The organism is Aquimarina sp. MMG016 (assembly GCF_018100805.1).
Lineage (GTDB): Bacteria > Bacteroidota > Bacteroidia > Flavobacteriales > Flavobacteriaceae > Aquimarina.
Window position 1 is genome coordinate 21,913 of record NZ_JAGJEA010000018.1, and the last position, 15,450, is coordinate 37,362.

9 protein-coding genes are annotated in these 15,450 nt (G+C 34.6%); 5 read left to right on the forward strand and 4 right to left on the reverse strand.

Features of this window, described 5'->3' with window-relative positions:
• Positions 1-14: 14 nt before the first annotated feature.
• The 4 genes from J8M14_RS21830 to J8M14_RS21845 all read right to left on the reverse strand — a co-directional run bounded on the left by J8M14_RS21830 (position 15) and on the right by J8M14_RS21845 (position 8,941).
• On the reverse strand, positions 15-2,078 hold the full coding sequence (locus J8M14_RS21830) for a family 20 glycosylhydrolase (protein ID WP_247672740.1): 2,064 nt from the start codon (positions 2,076-2,078) through the stop codon (positions 15-17).
• 64 nt (positions 2,079-2,142) lie between these two features.
• Positions 2,143-4,113 carry a glucosamine-6-phosphate deaminase gene (nagB, locus tag J8M14_RS21835; protein WP_211076960.1) on the reverse strand — a complete coding sequence of 657 codons (1,971 nt, stop codon included), beginning with the start codon at positions 4,111-4,113 and terminating at the stop codon, positions 2,143-2,145.
• A gap of 133 nt (positions 4,114-4,246) precedes the next feature.
• Positions 4,247-5,782, reverse strand: a complete 1,536-nt coding sequence (locus J8M14_RS21840) for a SusD/RagB family nutrient-binding outer membrane lipoprotein (RefSeq protein WP_211076961.1) — start codon at positions 5,780-5,782, stop codon at positions 4,247-4,249.
• A 21-nt stretch (positions 5,783-5,803) separates the two neighbouring features.
• On the reverse strand, positions 5,804-8,941 hold the full coding sequence (locus J8M14_RS21845; protein ID WP_211076962.1) for a SusC/RagA family TonB-linked outer membrane protein: 3,138 nt from the start codon (positions 8,939-8,941) through the stop codon (positions 5,804-5,806).
• Positions 8,942-9,180: 239 nt separating this feature from the next.
• On the opposite strand from J8M14_RS21845, the gene J8M14_RS21850 reads away from it, so the two are divergent.
• The 5 genes from J8M14_RS21850 (at position 9,181) to J8M14_RS21870 (ending at position 15,450) form a co-directional block, all read left to right on the forward strand.
• Complete coding sequence (locus J8M14_RS21850) at positions 9,181-10,230, forward strand: sensor histidine kinase (RefSeq protein WP_211076963.1); 1,050 nt, start codon at positions 9,181-9,183, stop codon at positions 10,228-10,230.
• Positions 10,227-10,949 carry a LytTR family DNA-binding domain-containing protein gene (locus J8M14_RS21855; protein WP_211076964.1) on the forward strand — a complete coding sequence of 241 codons (723 nt, stop codon included), beginning with the start codon at positions 10,227-10,229 and terminating at the stop codon, positions 10,947-10,949. Before J8M14_RS21850 ends, J8M14_RS21855 begins: the two co-directional genes overlap by 4 nt.
• Before the next feature lie 14 nt (positions 10,950-10,963).
• On the forward strand, positions 10,964-12,904 hold the full coding sequence (locus J8M14_RS23220; RefSeq protein WP_247672741.1) for a sodium:solute symporter family protein: 1,941 nt from the start codon (positions 10,964-10,966) through the stop codon (positions 12,902-12,904).
• A gap of 111 nt (positions 12,905-13,015) precedes the next feature.
• Positions 13,016-14,638, forward strand: coding sequence for a M1 family metallopeptidase (locus J8M14_RS21865; protein ID WP_211076965.1), 1,623 nt, complete (start codon positions 13,016-13,018; stop codon positions 14,636-14,638).
• Entirely contained in the window at positions 14,638-15,450 is an 813-nt protein-coding gene (locus tag J8M14_RS21870) for an arginase family protein (RefSeq protein WP_211076966.1), read from the forward strand. The genes J8M14_RS21865 and J8M14_RS21870 overlap by 1 nt, the downstream gene beginning before the upstream one ends.

Genomic DNA, 15,450 nt, shown 5'->3' on the forward strand with positions numbered 1-15,450 from the left:
ATTACATAAAGAAACTAATTCCCCACACTTTTTTTATTGTTATTTAGATATTTTATTAGTTTTTCGAAGGATTCTGCGACCATCAATTCGACATCTACCACAGGTATTTTTGCTTTCTCCAGGTATTGCTCTAACATTTCTTCCTGATAAGATGTAATCCTCCCATTTTTTATAAAATCAATAAGGATAAACGATATTGCGGATAGGTTTTCTGCTAATGGTTTAATTTCATTAATGATAGGATTGTCAAAATCTTCGATTTCTGCATACAGTAAGCTCCATTTTTGTAAGTAATTACTAATTTCGATAATAGTCTTTCCACCTGTTTTCTGATGAGCTAATTTATCCGCCAAAATATTAAATGCTTTGGCATCTGATGCATCACTGGTACAGGCATCAGCAAAAAGTGTAAAAGGAGAATAGGATCTGTATTCCAAACCATCTTTATTTCGAGTATATTTTTTTAGTGGCTCACAGACCTTGGTTAATTCAGCAATTGCTGAAATGTTATCTGTCTTTACAATATTACGTAGGACTACATCTCTATTCCTTTTATGAGTAATTCCTAGTTGTTCTAAATCCAGATTAATAGCATTCAACCTAGAATGCATACTCTCAATATCATTAATTTCTTTTGATGACCAGAATCTTTCTGCGATTGCAGCAGTTCTAGGCCAAATTCTAGAATCTATAGTCAATGGTGTTACTAATTCTCCCCACATTGTAGCTTCTCCTCCTAAAATGAATTTCTCTTGTTCATCAGTTAATTTATCTGAGTCAGGAATTGGGTCAACCAGATAATGCTCCTCTATCGGTAACATTAAATCTACATAATATCCATTAGACAATACAGCTTTGTATCCGAGCTTAACAGCCTGTATTAATGACTGTCCCGGAGGTAGACCTTCATTTACTCCTCTCCAGGAATGTATAATTGCAGAGTTTTTGATATCAGAGCTTATGATCTCCTCCCAACCCATCATCTTTTTATTGTAACTACTAAGAATTTCCTGAAGACGAACATTAAAATGTGTCTGTAGTGCATGATTAGTTTTTATATCATGTTTTTTCTTAAACGCCTCAATATCTTTATTTTGATCCCAATGCTTCCCTTCATTTTCATCTCCTCCAATATGAATATACTCATCCGGGAACAATGAAGCTATCTCACCAAAGACATCAGATAATATCTTATATGTTTTTTCATTAGTGGGGTCTAATGTAGGATCAAAAATACCAGCATGTCTTTCGATTTGATATGTAGTATCTTTACTACCAATTTCAGGATAAGCTGTTAAGATTGCTGTCGCATGACCAGGAACATCAAATTCAGGTAGTACTCTTATTCCTCTATCTTTTGCGTATTGAATAATTTCCTTGATCTCATGCTGAGTATAATACTCTCCATCAGAACCCAGTTCATGAAGTTTAGGATGGGTTTTAGATTCTATTCTGAATCCTTGATCATCTGTCAGATGCCAGTGAAAAACATTAAGTTTTACCATAGCCATAGCATCCAAGTTACGTTTTAGCACATGAATTGGTTGATAATGCCTAGCTACATCGATCATCAAACCTCTCCAGGGAAATCTAGGAGTATCTGTAATCTTAATTACAGGTATATAAAAATGATTGGTATTAAACTGTACTAACTGAAGAATAGTTTCTAATCCCCGCAAAATACCAATATCTGTATTGGCTTCTAGTTTAATTTTCGTAGGTGTTACTTCTACTGTATAGGATTCATCTTCGTGTAATTCTAACTTCCCTTTTCGTTTAAAATATATCTGTAAAGATGCTTCTGTATCCAAGTTTTTTGGAAATCCTTCATCCAAGAAAACTCCTGTTTTGCTAGTTAAACGCCTTATAAATCGTGTAGAAGCATTATAGACTCGCTTACTGGTATTTTCCTGTAGTGAAACAGTAAAATCTTTATCTATGACAAAAGAACCATCACCAGAAACAATCTGTTTTGGCCAAGGCATTAAGTTATATGAATACTTTTCTATAGATGATTGACCATAAGCCCATTGTATAGCCCAAATGGTAAAAAGGGTGATCAAAAAAAATCTTTTCATACGTATATGTTATCGTTTCAAAAGTTGAATGGAATTCTCTCTTTTCTATGGTTTTTATTGTATTTTAAAAATGATACCTTTTAAATGCTTCGATTGCTTCATATTCTGCAAATCCTAATTCATGATATTTCTGTGCGGTTTGTTGATTTCTTTCTTCTGCCCTAACCCAAAACTCTCTCGAGTCATCTCCTTGGAACAATACTCCATCTTTTTGAGATTGATGAAAAAATATCGCTTTACGCTTTTTTAATACCTCATCAGGACTTAGCGGAACAGCCATTTCTATGTCATGAATATCCCATTCCTGCCAAGCTCCTCGATAAAGCCATACCCAACAATCTTTCATAAATTCCTCTTCTTTTAGATCTTCTAATACCTTAAATAAAATATCTAAACAAACCTTATGTGTACCATGAGGATCTGCCAAATCTCCTGCGGCATATATCTGGTGAGGTTTTATTTCTTTAATTAATTTTGAAAGAATTGCTACATCTTTTTTATTAAACGGTTTCTTTTTTACTGTTCCTGTTTCATAAAAAGGTAAATCTAAAAAGCTCACATAAGCATCCGGTAATCCCAAAAATCGAGTGGCACCAAAGGATTCTCCTCTACGAATCAATCCTTTCAGGTTTCTAACTTCAATAGAATCAATTACATTTTCCTGTTTCTTCTTAAGATCAGCGATCATTTTATCAATGTTACCATAACCTTCTCCTTCAGAAAACACGTTTTTTACGACCTCAGCATATTTGATAGCTTCCTCATCGGATACAGCAATATTTCCAGAAGTTTGATACGCTACATGTACTTTATGATCTTGTTCTATTAAGCGTAGAAAAGTGCCTCCCATAGAAATCACATCATCATCAGGATGCGGACTTAGAATCAACACTCTTTTCTTATGAGGTGTATTTCGTTCTGGTCTATTGGTATCATCAGCATTAGGCTTACCTCCCGGCCAACCCGTTATGGTATGCTGTAGTTTGTTAAACATTTTGATATTAAGATCATAACAAGATCCTTCTTCTGCCAACAACCCAGACATCCCGTGATCATTGTAATCTTTATCCGTTAGTTTCAGAATAGGTTTCTGTACAGTCTGGCTAAGCCAAACAATAGCTTTACTCTTTGTTTTTTTGTTCCATCGGCAAGGACCTACTAGCCATGGAGTTTTTATTCTAGTTAGTTCCTCTGCTGCTTCCTGATCTAATACGAATGTTGTGTTGTTATGCTCCTGAAGATATGATGCAGGAATATCTGAAGTAATTAAACCCTCTATGGTTTCTTTGACCACACCCGCTTTTTTATGCCCCCAAGCCATAATAACAATACGTTTGGCTTTTTTTATAGTTCCAATCCCCATAGTAATAGCTCTCTTTGGTACATTGGCAATACCAAAAAACGCCGACGCAGCATCAGACCTAGTAAGATGGTCCAGAGTAATACTTCGGGTAACTGAATTATAATGAGATCCAGGTTCGTTAAAACCTATGTGTCCGGTTCTCCCTATTCCTAATAATTGAAAATCCAACCCTCCTGCTGCGTTGATCTTTAGTTCATAATCGATACAGTATTGATGTAAATCTTCCTGAGATACTGTGCCATCAGGAATATGAATGTTTTCTGGCAAAATATCTATGTGATCAAACAAATGCTCGTGCATAAAATAATGATAGCTCTGCACATTACCCCTATCCATAGGATAATATTCATCCAGGTTAAAGCTAATTACATTGGAAAAACTTAAACCTTCTTCTTTATGGAGCCGTACTAATTCTTCATACACTTTAATCGGTGAAGAACCAGTAGCTAGCCCCAAAACACAACATTTTTGTTCAGCCTGTTTATCCTTGATCAATTTGGCTATTTCCTGAGCTACAATGATTGAAGCATAATCAGAACTTTTGAATATTACATTATGAATTTTCTCAAATCGTGTTTCTTCAAATTTACCTGCTTCTCTATAGCTAATATCTTTATAGTATGGCACTGCATTTTTATGTAAAGTAGCGTCGTATTTAGTATCTGAATTCATTTTTAACCTAATAATTATAAGTTGTTTAATTGCTTTGATATAATGAAGCTATCATCTATTTGACTGCTAAAAAAAGTTTTTCGACGTATAGCATAAAATAAAATACAGATTGCATATAAAAGCATCTAAAAATTTAGTCGATATCCCACCAAATGTTAGTAGACATTTCATCAGGTCCTTGTTGCTGAATTGCTTTATTTACATTTTCTGCATTACTCACTAACTCCGTTGATGAATATGGGAGCCTTCTAGGTACAATTCCATTATTAGGCTGGGTAACAAAAAACAACGCATTATCAGTTAAATCATCTATTAAGTTTGTTCTTCTTACTAAAGCCCAAGATTCATATCCATTGGTTAAGGCAGCCAACCAGCGTTGATTCCAAATCGACTCCAAGTTCTCTTGTGTACTACCTATTAGTTGCGCAATGGTTTCATTCATTATAAAATTATCTGCATCACCACTACTAACTCCCCAATATTCCATACTCGCTCGAATTCCCATTTGGTATAAGGTATTAGCATCTCCTCCATATCCAAGTACTGCTGCTTCTGCTTGCAGAAAATATGATTCTGCAGCGCTTACTACTTGAATTGGAGCTAATGATGCAACATCTGTAGTTGACAACCCAATAATCTTAGCCGATGGAATTGCCATATCTTCACGTACTGCTTGCGTTCTGGATCCTATAAATGAACCTCCATATCCACCATTTGGAGCTTGTTCTGCAACTTCAGAAAGTCTTGGGTCATTATTATCTTCTAAAAGAGAAAGATACCGTTCTGTAAACACCCATTTTGGGCCTAAAGTTTCTCCAAAACCGTGGTAAATATCCTCAAAACCTCCATCTAGGTTAGATAACTCTAAAGGAGTAACAGATCGTGGTAATAATGCCTGGCTGGATTCTTCTATCAAATCATCAGCAAGACATTCTGTAATAACAGCATCTATAAATGCCTGTTCTCCATCCTGGATAAATGCATCTCTAGATCGCAAAGCCATTCGCAAGCGTAATGTATTAGCAAATGCTTTCCATTTCTGAGGATCTCCCGCATATAAATAATCTCCTTCATCACCGCCAATAGCATTTGTAGCCGAACCTATAATATCAATTTGTGTTTTGAGGTCTTCAATAATGGCAGTATAAATATCTTTTTGAGTATTATACTGTGGTAGATTGTTTTGAGGAAGTAATTCTGCTACAGCGACATCACTGTAGGGTATATTACCAAAGATATCAGTCATTTTCTGATAAAACCAGGACATCATTATTCTTGCTACAGCAGCTCCATTCTGATCTCCCAAATCATTATAATTTACTAATAAATTCCTTAAATTCAAAGAGACTTTTTTATAAGAAGCATCAAATACAGCATTAGTCCATCCTTGATTATTCTGGTATGCATCTGCCCCGAACCAGGAGGAAGTTACATTATAACTAAATTGATGTGAAAACTGTGACGTATAGATTAGATTCCCTCTCCAGGTTACAAAACGAGGCTCGGCAAATTCAAAATATTGAACTCCTGCCATAATACCTTCGATACTTGCAGACTGTGGATCTACAGGATCTGAATTAATTTCTTCAAAATCTTGCGTGCACGATATAATACATAGTAAAGTCAGTATTAAAGCACTTTTTCTTGATATAGTGGATAATGATCGCATATTTATGATCTTTTAGTTTTATTAAAATGATACATTCATCTTGAATCCATGGCTTGTTGTACTAGGGAAACCAAAAAATTCAATTCCTGAAAAACTGGTGTTAAATCCATTTTCCGGATCGAAATTAGGTGTGTCTTTATATAGAACTGCTAGATTTCTACCTATATAGCTTAATGATAATGTCTTTACTCCAATGCCTTTAAGCCAGCTACTATTTAGATTATAGGTCAAGGATACTTCGCGAAGTTTTACAAACGTAGCATCATATACCCAAGCTTCAGAGATAGTACCTAATCTGGTCCAATATGCCTCTGGGTTCACACCTCTTTGTTGTATTTCTACAGGTAAGGTCCCATCTACTACAGCATTATCAGGAACCAGGATTCCTTGTCCTCCTGTAAAGAATTCTCTTCCTTGTAATGTTCTTTCATCTGTTCCGTTAGTAGCAAGAGAGATATCTGAGAAAGAAAATATGTCTCCTCCAAATCTGGAATCTAATAATACTCCCAAGGTTAGATTTTTATACTTAAATGTATTTTGCCATCCTAATAAGAAATCCGGCGTTACATTTCCGATTACACCAAGATCACCCACAATTGGCAAACCATCTGTATCATATACAATTCGACCTTGTTCATCTCTTTCGTAGGTAGAGCCAACCAAGTCACCATAAGGTTTTCCTTCTGAAGCAACTAATTGCACTACATCGTTAAACTGCCTTGCTAAGACTTGCGTTGGTACTCTTTCTGCTAATTCAACTACTTCGGATTCATTTTTAGAAAAATTGACTGAAGTATTCCACGAAAACTTCTCAGACTCTATTGGAATTGCATTAAGAGAAATTTCAACCCCAAAGTTTTTTACTAACCCCGCATTAATTATTCTAGATTCTGCACCATAAGATGGAGGTAAGGTAAGATCCAATATTTGATTTTCGGTTTCATTATTATAATATGTAGCATCTAGCGTCATTCTATTCCCAAAAAGGCGTGCATCAATACCAAATTCATAAGTTGTAGATAATTCTGCCTCTAGATCAGGATTTGACAAATCTATCCCCGGAGCAGCCCCCTCTTCTGCACTAGGAATATTAGCGCCAAAGAAAAAGAAAGACTGGCCATTATACGTATTTGAGGATATATTGTACGTATTTCTTAATCTATAGGGTTCTGTAGCATTACCAACTTTTGCATAACTAGCCCTTAGTTTTAAATAACTTAGAATTTTGCTATTGGTATTAAAGGCATCAGTGGCTACAAAACTTGCACCAACAGAAGGATAGAAAAAAGATGCATTATCAATTGGTAGTGTAGAACTCCAATCATTTCTACCGGTAACTTCTAAAAATGCATAGTTCTTATACCCCAAAGAAAATGATCCAAAAACTGAATTAGATTTAGTTTCGGCTATATCCGTAGTTACATTTTTATTAGAAAAATTGTCAATCGCAAAAAGTCCGGGAACTAATATATTTTCTCCGGTAGCTCTTGTTAACTTAAAGAAATCTGTTGCTTGGCTTAACCCCGCTGTTAATCCTAAAGATACATTGGATATGATTTCATTTTTATCAAAGTTCAATAAGAAATCATAATTATTTATAGTAGTAGTTGATGTAAGATCTATCATCCCTCCATTAGGTCTAACATTAAATGCGCCATCAGGTTGAAAAACAAGAGCATTAGCATTACTCTGATCTTGAGAAATACGTAAAGAAGCTAAAAGTTCATCTGTAATGTTATAATCTAATTTTAGTAGCCCTAAATACCGATCCTTTTTATCGGTATTAAGTTTTGTTAATGCAGCATAATAAGGATTTTGGATAAAAGCACCATTCCAATTATTAGGTGCTCCATCCTCATTGATAAAATTATTTCTTAGTAAGGCATTAGAAATATTTCTAGGTCTAAAAGCTAGATTTTTGACCGAATTTGCTTGCCCATCAGTTAGATCTGGCCTATTCTCAGCATTAGATCTGATATAATCTATTTTTCCTGTAAGTTTTAATCGCTTAGAGATATCTAATCCGGCTTTGAGGCTAAAATTATGTCTGTCATACCCACTACCTGGTAAAATAGATTCATTGTCCAGATATGAATATGAAAATCGATAATTAGCTTTTTCTAACCCCTGTGCCACAGCAACAGAATTAATGATGGTATATCCTAATCTATAATAATCTTTAAAATCATTATCATCGGCACTATAAGCAGCTGTTCCAACCCCATCAAACCGTTCTCTCTGTGAGCCATCTAATCTAGGTCCCCAGCTAGTTCCTACACTTGTATCATACACCAATTCGTTAGCTCCGGTATCAAATCTACCTTGTCCATATTCATTTTGAAATTTAGGAGCAACTAGTATATCATCCAAAGTGATTGAAGTACTAAAATCTACCTGAACTTTTCCTGTATTTCCATTCTTGGTAGTAATTAATACCACTCCATTAGCACCTCGATATCCATATAACGCAGTTGCATTACCACCTTTGAGAATATTAATAGATGCAATATCTTCGGCATTGATATCTGATAAGGCGTTACCATAATCGATACCTCCATCAAAACCTCCTTGTCCTAAACCACCATTATCTACAATTACTCCATCAATGACTATTAATGGCTGATTATCTGGTGACAATGAGGCAATCCCTCTAATTACAATACTAGAAGAACCGGCGACCCCTGTACCATTTTGATTGATTTGAACACCTGTTGCCCTACCCGATAGTGCATTGGTTACGTTTACCGTTTTTACATTACTTACATCTTCTCCTTGTACTGTTTGTATAGAATACCCTAGTTTTTTTGCTTCTCGTTTGATTCCATAAGCTGTAACCACAACATCTTCAAGTTGTTCTAGATTCTCTTCCATAGATACATCAATTATGTCTAATGTGCCGACAGTCACCGCAACTGGTGCAAGTCCTACATAACTAAACTCCAATACTTCTCCAACAGAAGCATTAATCTCATATCGCCCATCAAAATCTGTTTGTACTCCTTTGGATGTTCCTTTTACAATAACATTAACTCCTGGTAGTGGAACTGAAGTTTGCCCCTTAGAAGTTACTGTCCCCGAAATTGCTTTTTCCTGCGCTTTTACTTGTTCTATCATCAAAAAAGATAAAAAAACAGAAAAAATTAAAATACTTTTTCTCATTTAAATTAAGATTGATTTGTTGATTTATTGAGTTTTAAAGGTTTCAGGAATAAATGTTAAAAAGAAATTAAATATCTAAACAACATAAAAAAAACAACAAACAACATGTTTCAACATACTAACGTTTTTCTTAAAAACAACATTTTAAAATATTATGACAAGTATTTTGTTTTTGATTAAAAAAACACATAATTTTTTCACGTTTTTTAACAATTTATCATAAAAAACAATAAAACACTATGTCTAACAGAATACTAAAATCTGATACTTACCAAATCCCAGTGAGGTACCATTTTATCTTTTGGACGGGGTATTTTTTGATTAACTTTATTCGCTGGGGAAGCTACTTTGATGATTATGTATATTCTTTAAAGTCTAATATTGTAGAATTTAGTTTACATATTATTATTACTTATTTTCATATATACTACCTCATTCCCAGACTAGTACTAAAAAAGAAAATAGCCTTATATTTTGTTGCTATTATTGGTACACTCGCATTAGTATATGTGGCAAGAACGTGGCTTAATTTATTATTAGTTACCAGCAATATCTGGCCTGAAGCTATTGGAAATCAAAAGGCGTTTAGTTTCAATCATATTGTTGCAGTTACTATTGGGGAGATATATGTTGTGGCATTAGTCACCGCAATAAAGTTAACCATAGATTGGATTGCAGAAAGAAAAAAAAATGCATCACTTAAGCAATTACAGCTTCAAACAGAGTTAAAATATCTTAAGTCACAAATACAACCTCATTTTTTCTTTAATACCTTAAACAGTTTATACTACCTTACTATGGAAAAGTCTGAAAAAGCTCCTGATGTAGTTTTAAAACTGTCCGAGATTATGCAGTATGTTTTATATGATGTAAAAGAACCCCAAATAGGTTTATTAAATGAGATCAATTATATCCAAAGCTATCTGGAACTAGAGCGTTTAAGACATGGAGAGAAGGTTACATCAGAAATACAAATCAAAGGTAACATTGACGATATAGTGATTCCTCCATTATTGTTATTACCTTTTATCGAAAACTGTTTTAAACATGGAAGTAAAAACAATGACTCGGTAGCACTGGATATTCATTTTGAAAATGCAAAAGATGAAGAACTTATATTTACTGCTAAAAACAATTTCAATACTAATAATACCAATGAAAAAAAACACGGAATAGGAATCGAAAATGTAAGAAGGCGCCTGGAGTTATTATATAAAAATAATTACTCTTTAGAAACCAAAATTATAGATAACACATTTAATGTGTTGCTAAAAATCCCTTTATTATGACGACTACATGCATAATTATAGATGATGAACCCTTCGCTATAAAGATCATTGAATCACATCTGGCTTCTTTTAAAAACATTGAACTCCGGGGTTCATTTAGTAACCCAATAGAAGCTCTGGAAATACTGGAAGAAGGTAATATAGATGCTGTTTTTTTAGACATTAATATGCCTGGAATGAACGGATTAGACTTTATAAAAAACAGTATGCACGATTACCAGATTATTATCACTACTGCATACAGAGAATATGCAGTAGAAAGTTTTGAACTGGATGTACTGGATTATTTGGTAAAACCTATACCATTTAACCGTTTTCTAAAAACCATAAATAAACTAAATCAAACTATCAATCAAAACCAATCTAAAAATGGTCAATACTCCAATAAAGAACCTTTTATTTTCTTAAAAGTTGATAAAAAACTAGTCAAAATCCTTCTTAAAGATATCTTATATATTGAGAGTCTTAAAGATTATATTAAGGTGATTACTGTACAAGGCAAATATCTTGTGCATAAATCATTAACGGGTATCACAGAAGAATTACCAAGTTCTAATTTTATTCGGGTACACCGGTCCTACACCATTGCCATAGATAAAATTAAATCTGTAGAAGGTAATCTGATAGAAATAGATGCTAATAGAATTCCTATTGGACGTAACTATGTAAAACTCGTAAAGGAAATCATTTTTAGTAACAACAAAGACATTCACATTTAAAAACAATCATTTTAATGATCACACTATCAACTCTAGATCTCATTCTTATTTTTTCTTTTTTTGCTATCACTTTAATCATAGGTATTTGGGTTTCCAAAACATCCGGAAAAAATACCAGCGAATTCTTCTTGTCCGGTAGAAATATGCCTTGGTGGCTCTTAGGGCTATCTATGGTAGCCACAACATTTTCTACGGATACTCCTAATCTCGTAACGGACATTGTTCGCAAAGGAGGGGTTTCAGGAAATTGGGCTTGGTGGGCTTTCTTAATCACAGGATTATTAACGGTATTTGTGTATGCAAAACTCTGGAGAAAATCTAATGTGAATACTGATATCGAATTTTATGATCTTCGTTATGGAGGTAAGCCCGCACATTTCTTGAGAGGTTTCAGAGCAGTATATCTAGGAGTTATTTTTAATATACTGGCAATGTCTGGTGTAACACTAGCAGCAATCAAAATAGGACAAGTAATGTTGGGATTAACCGCTTTAGAAACCGTAGGGATTGCTTCTGTAGTCACAGTTATTTTTAGTGCAGTAGGAGGTTTTAAAGGTGTGGTGTATACTGATTTTGTATTATTCTTTACAGCATTGATTGGTGCTATTGGAGCCGCATATTATATTGTTAACTTACCAGAAGTTGATGGTGTTGCTAATTTAATTACACATCCACAGGTAGCAGATAAGATTTCTTTACTTCCTGATTTCAACAACACAGAATTGTTGATCACATTATTGATCATACCTTTAGCTGTGCAATGGTGGAGTTCTTGGTATCCTGGAGCTGAACCTGGTGGTGGTGGATATATCGCTCAGCGAATGCTTGCAGCTAAAGATGAGAACCATGCTATTGGCGCTACCTTTTTCTTTAACATCATGCATTATGCAATACGCCCGTGGCCTTGGATTTTAGTTGCATTAGCTTCATTGGTACTGTATCCTATGGATGATACAAATACCATGGAAGCCGCTAAGTACAACTATATCGAAATGCAGAAAGTGGCAGAAACCAGAGAACTTAGTGATACAGAACAAGAACAATTCGATGCATATTATTTTGCTTCAGAAGGACTTACCGCTATTCGCAAAGCTTTTCCAGAAGATAAAGTGCAAAAAGATAAAATCGGTCACGACCTGGCATATTCTGCAATGCTAACACGATTACCATCAGGATTATTAGGTATTGTACTAGCTTCATTAATAGCAGCATTTATGTCCACAATATCGACACATCTCAACTGGGGTTCTTCTTATATCGTTAATGATTTTTATACGCAACAGGTCAATAAAAATGCTTCAGAAAAGGAACTGGTGATGGTTGGTAGAATTTCTACTGCTATTTTGATGGTATTAAGTGCTGTCCTAGCGTTACTACTCACCAATGCCAAACAGATATTTGACTATATCATTATGTTTGGTGCCGGTACAGGACTCATTTTTATACTTAGATGGTTTTGGTGGCGTATTAATGCCTGGAGTGAAATCTCTGCTATGTTCGCCTCTGGTATTGTCTCCATTATTTTTAACCTAGATTCTGTAAACCTGGCTCTATTTCAGGAAGGAATGCTTCCGGGTTGGTCAAAATACCCTATTGTTGTAGGCATTACTACCATCATATGGCTTACAGTCACTTTTTTAACGAAACCCGAAGATGATAACATCTTATTCGATTTCTATAAAAAAATTCAGCCTGGTGGCCCGGGGTGGAAAACGATCCTCCAAAGTGCAGAAAAACAGCAGATCAATATCAAAACAGATTTTAGTCAATGGAGTGTTCCTTCCGGAATTCTGGCTATGTTAGTAGGTTGTGTATTGATCTATGGGGTGCTTTTTGCGGCAGGATATTGGATCTACGGCGAATATACATTTGCAACAATTTTAACTATAGTTGTCATTACAGCTACATACATTTTAAGTAAGTTGTGGAAAAAGATCAGAAGTAGTATTTTGTAAACTATAAAACTAGTAGATTTCATATACAAGTATATATCGAGGGTGTAAAGTCACGTATCAGGAATTATATATACATTAGCATCAATACTATAGTTTGATAAAATACAATACATGAACAGATTAATCTATTTTGTACTATTTACATTTTCAATAGTACAGGCCTGTGCGCAAGAAAAACAATTTACCCTTCAAGATACCTTAAGAGGCTCAATCACTCCGGAACGTGAATGGTGGGATCTTACTTATTATCATTTAGATATTGCGGTCCATCCAGATAAAAAGACTATAGCAGGAAAGAATACTATACAATATAAAGTATTAAAAAATCATAAGGTAATGCAAATTGACTTGCAACCTCCTTTAAAGATTGAAAAAGTACTACAAGATGGAAAAGAACTGAATGTGAATTCTGAGGGAAATGCTCATTTTATAACATTGCAGAAACCCCAAAAGAAAGATGAAATCAACACAGTCGAAGTATATTACAGCGGAAAACCAAAACCTGCCAAAAAAGCGCCCTGGGATGGTGGAATCTCTTGGAAAAAAGATGAAAATGGTAAACATTTTGTGGCTTCTTCATGCCAGGGATTAGGGGCTAGCGTCTGGTGGCCTAATAAAGATCATATGTATGATGAAGTAGATAGTATGCTAGTTAGTGTTAATGTCCCTAAAGATCTGATGAATGTTTCTAACGGAAGACTTCGCAAAGTAGAAGAAAAAAATAATGACACAAAAACCTATCATTGGTTTGTGAGTAATCCTATCAATAATTATGGTGTAAATATCAATATTGGAGATTATGTCCATTTTGGAGAACAATACGAAGGAGAAAAAGGAACTCTGGATATGGATTATTACGTATTAAAGTATAATTTAGATAAGGCTAAAAAACAGTTCAAAGATGCTCCTAAAATGATGAAAGCATTCGAGCACTGGTTTGGCCCATACCCTTTTTATGAAGATAGCTTTAAATTGGTAGAAGTTCCTTATTTAGGAATGGAACATCAAAGTTCTGTGACTTATGGTAATGGGTATGTTAACGGATATAGAGGTTTTGACCTTTCGGGTTCCGGATGGGGAATGAAGTTTGATTTTATTATTATTCACGAAGCTGGACACGAATGGTTCGCTAACAACATTACCTATAAAGATGCCGCAGATATGTGGATACACGAAGGTTTTACTGCATATTCTGAAAACCTGTTTCTTGATTATTATTACGGAAAAAAAGCTGCTTCTGAATACGTAATCGGTACCCGACAGGGCATTCAAAACGATCGCCCAATAATCGGAATTTATGATGTCAATCACGAAGGTTCAGGAGATATGTACTATAAAGGAGCTAATATGCTTCATACATTACGTCAGTTGATCGAAGATGATGAAAAATGGCGTTCGATCCTAAAAGGAATGAATAAGGATTTCTATCACCAAACCGTTACTACTAAGCAAATTGAAGATTATATAAGTAAACATAGCCGAATTGATCTTACTGAATTCTTTAATCAATATCTCAGAGATACGAGAATTCCAACCTTAGAATATAGTTTCAAAAATGGGAAACTGAAATATCGTTATACGAATATCATAGAAAAATTCGACGCGCCGGTAAGGATTCTCATAGATGACAAAGCAGAATGGATTCAGCCCAATGCCGAATGGCAAACCAAAAAATTCAAAGGAGATAAAATAACTGTAGACCCTAACTTTTATATAAATATAAAAGCATTATAATGAAAATCTATTTCCCACAATGGCAGGGTTCAGGAACCGGAACAACTATTGAATCAGGAGCTAAAACTATTTTAGACTTTGTTAACGATCCTAAATTTATACATATTCCTCTTTCTGAACTTCCGGCAGGCGAAAATGGAGAAAGGAAATACGATATTAATAACTATGATGCCATTACTGAACAGCTTTCCCGATTAAAAAATCATATCAAAAGCTCACAACCGGAAACCATACAAACTATTGGTGGTGATTGCGGACTCGAGATTGTTCCAGTGTCTTATCTTAATAAAAAGTATCCTAACCTAGGAGTAATTTGGTTTGATGCACACGCAGATATTAATAAACCCTGTGATTCCCCTAGTTGTAATTTTCATGGTATGCCACTCAGAACATTATTAGGTGAAGGAGAAAAAAAGATGCATCCCCTACTCTTTTCTAAAATCAAAGCATCACAGATTCATTATGCAGGACTTCGAGATATTGATGAAACAGAACAATTGAGAATTACTGAAGGCCATATTTATGCCCCTCTTACACTATCCATAGAGCATTTGGTAAAAACATTAAAGGATAAAAATATAAAGCACCTATATCTGCACTTTGATTTTGACTGTCTCGAACCAAACGATTATGATAAAACCTATTATAAAGTTCCTAACGGTTTACATATCAAAGAAGCTGAAAATTGTATTAAAGCGTTAAAGGATAACTTCACTATCGTTGGAAGTAGCGTTTTAGAATCAATAACCACTATTCCATCAGAATTAAATCCAATATCAAGTATTATTCATCTATTAATGAAAAACTTATAG

What these genes read in the sequence shown, in the direction of transcription:
- J8M14_RS21830 (WP_247672740.1), bottom strand. Translation starts at nt 2,078, where the DNA reads ATGAAAAGATTTTTTTTGATCACCCTTTTTACCATTTGGGCTATACAA.
- nagB (WP_211076960.1), bottom strand. Translation starts at nt 4,113, where the DNA reads ATGAATTCAGATACTAAATACGACGCTACTTTACATAAAAATGCAGTG.
- J8M14_RS21840 (WP_211076961.1), bottom strand. Translation starts at nt 5,782, where the DNA reads ATGCGATCATTATCCACTATATCAAGAAAAAGTGCTTTAATACTGACT.
- J8M14_RS21845 (WP_211076962.1), bottom strand. Translation starts at nt 8,941, where the DNA reads ATGAGAAAAAGTATTTTAATTTTTTCTGTTTTTTTATCTTTTTTGATG.
- J8M14_RS21850 (WP_211076963.1), top strand. Translation starts at nt 9,181, where the DNA reads ATGTCTAACAGAATACTAAAATCTGATACTTACCAAATCCCAGTGAGG.
- J8M14_RS21855 (WP_211076964.1), top strand. Translation starts at nt 10,227, where the DNA reads ATGACGACTACATGCATAATTATAGATGATGAACCCTTCGCTATAAAG.
- J8M14_RS23220 (WP_247672741.1), top strand. Translation starts at nt 10,964, where the DNA reads ATGATCACACTATCAACTCTAGATCTCATTCTTATTTTTTCTTTTTTT.
- J8M14_RS21865 (WP_211076965.1), top strand. Translation starts at nt 13,016, where the DNA reads ATGAACAGATTAATCTATTTTGTACTATTTACATTTTCAATAGTACAG.
- J8M14_RS21870 (WP_211076966.1), top strand. Translation starts at nt 14,638, where the DNA reads ATGAAAATCTATTTCCCACAATGGCAGGGTTCAGGAACCGGAACAACT.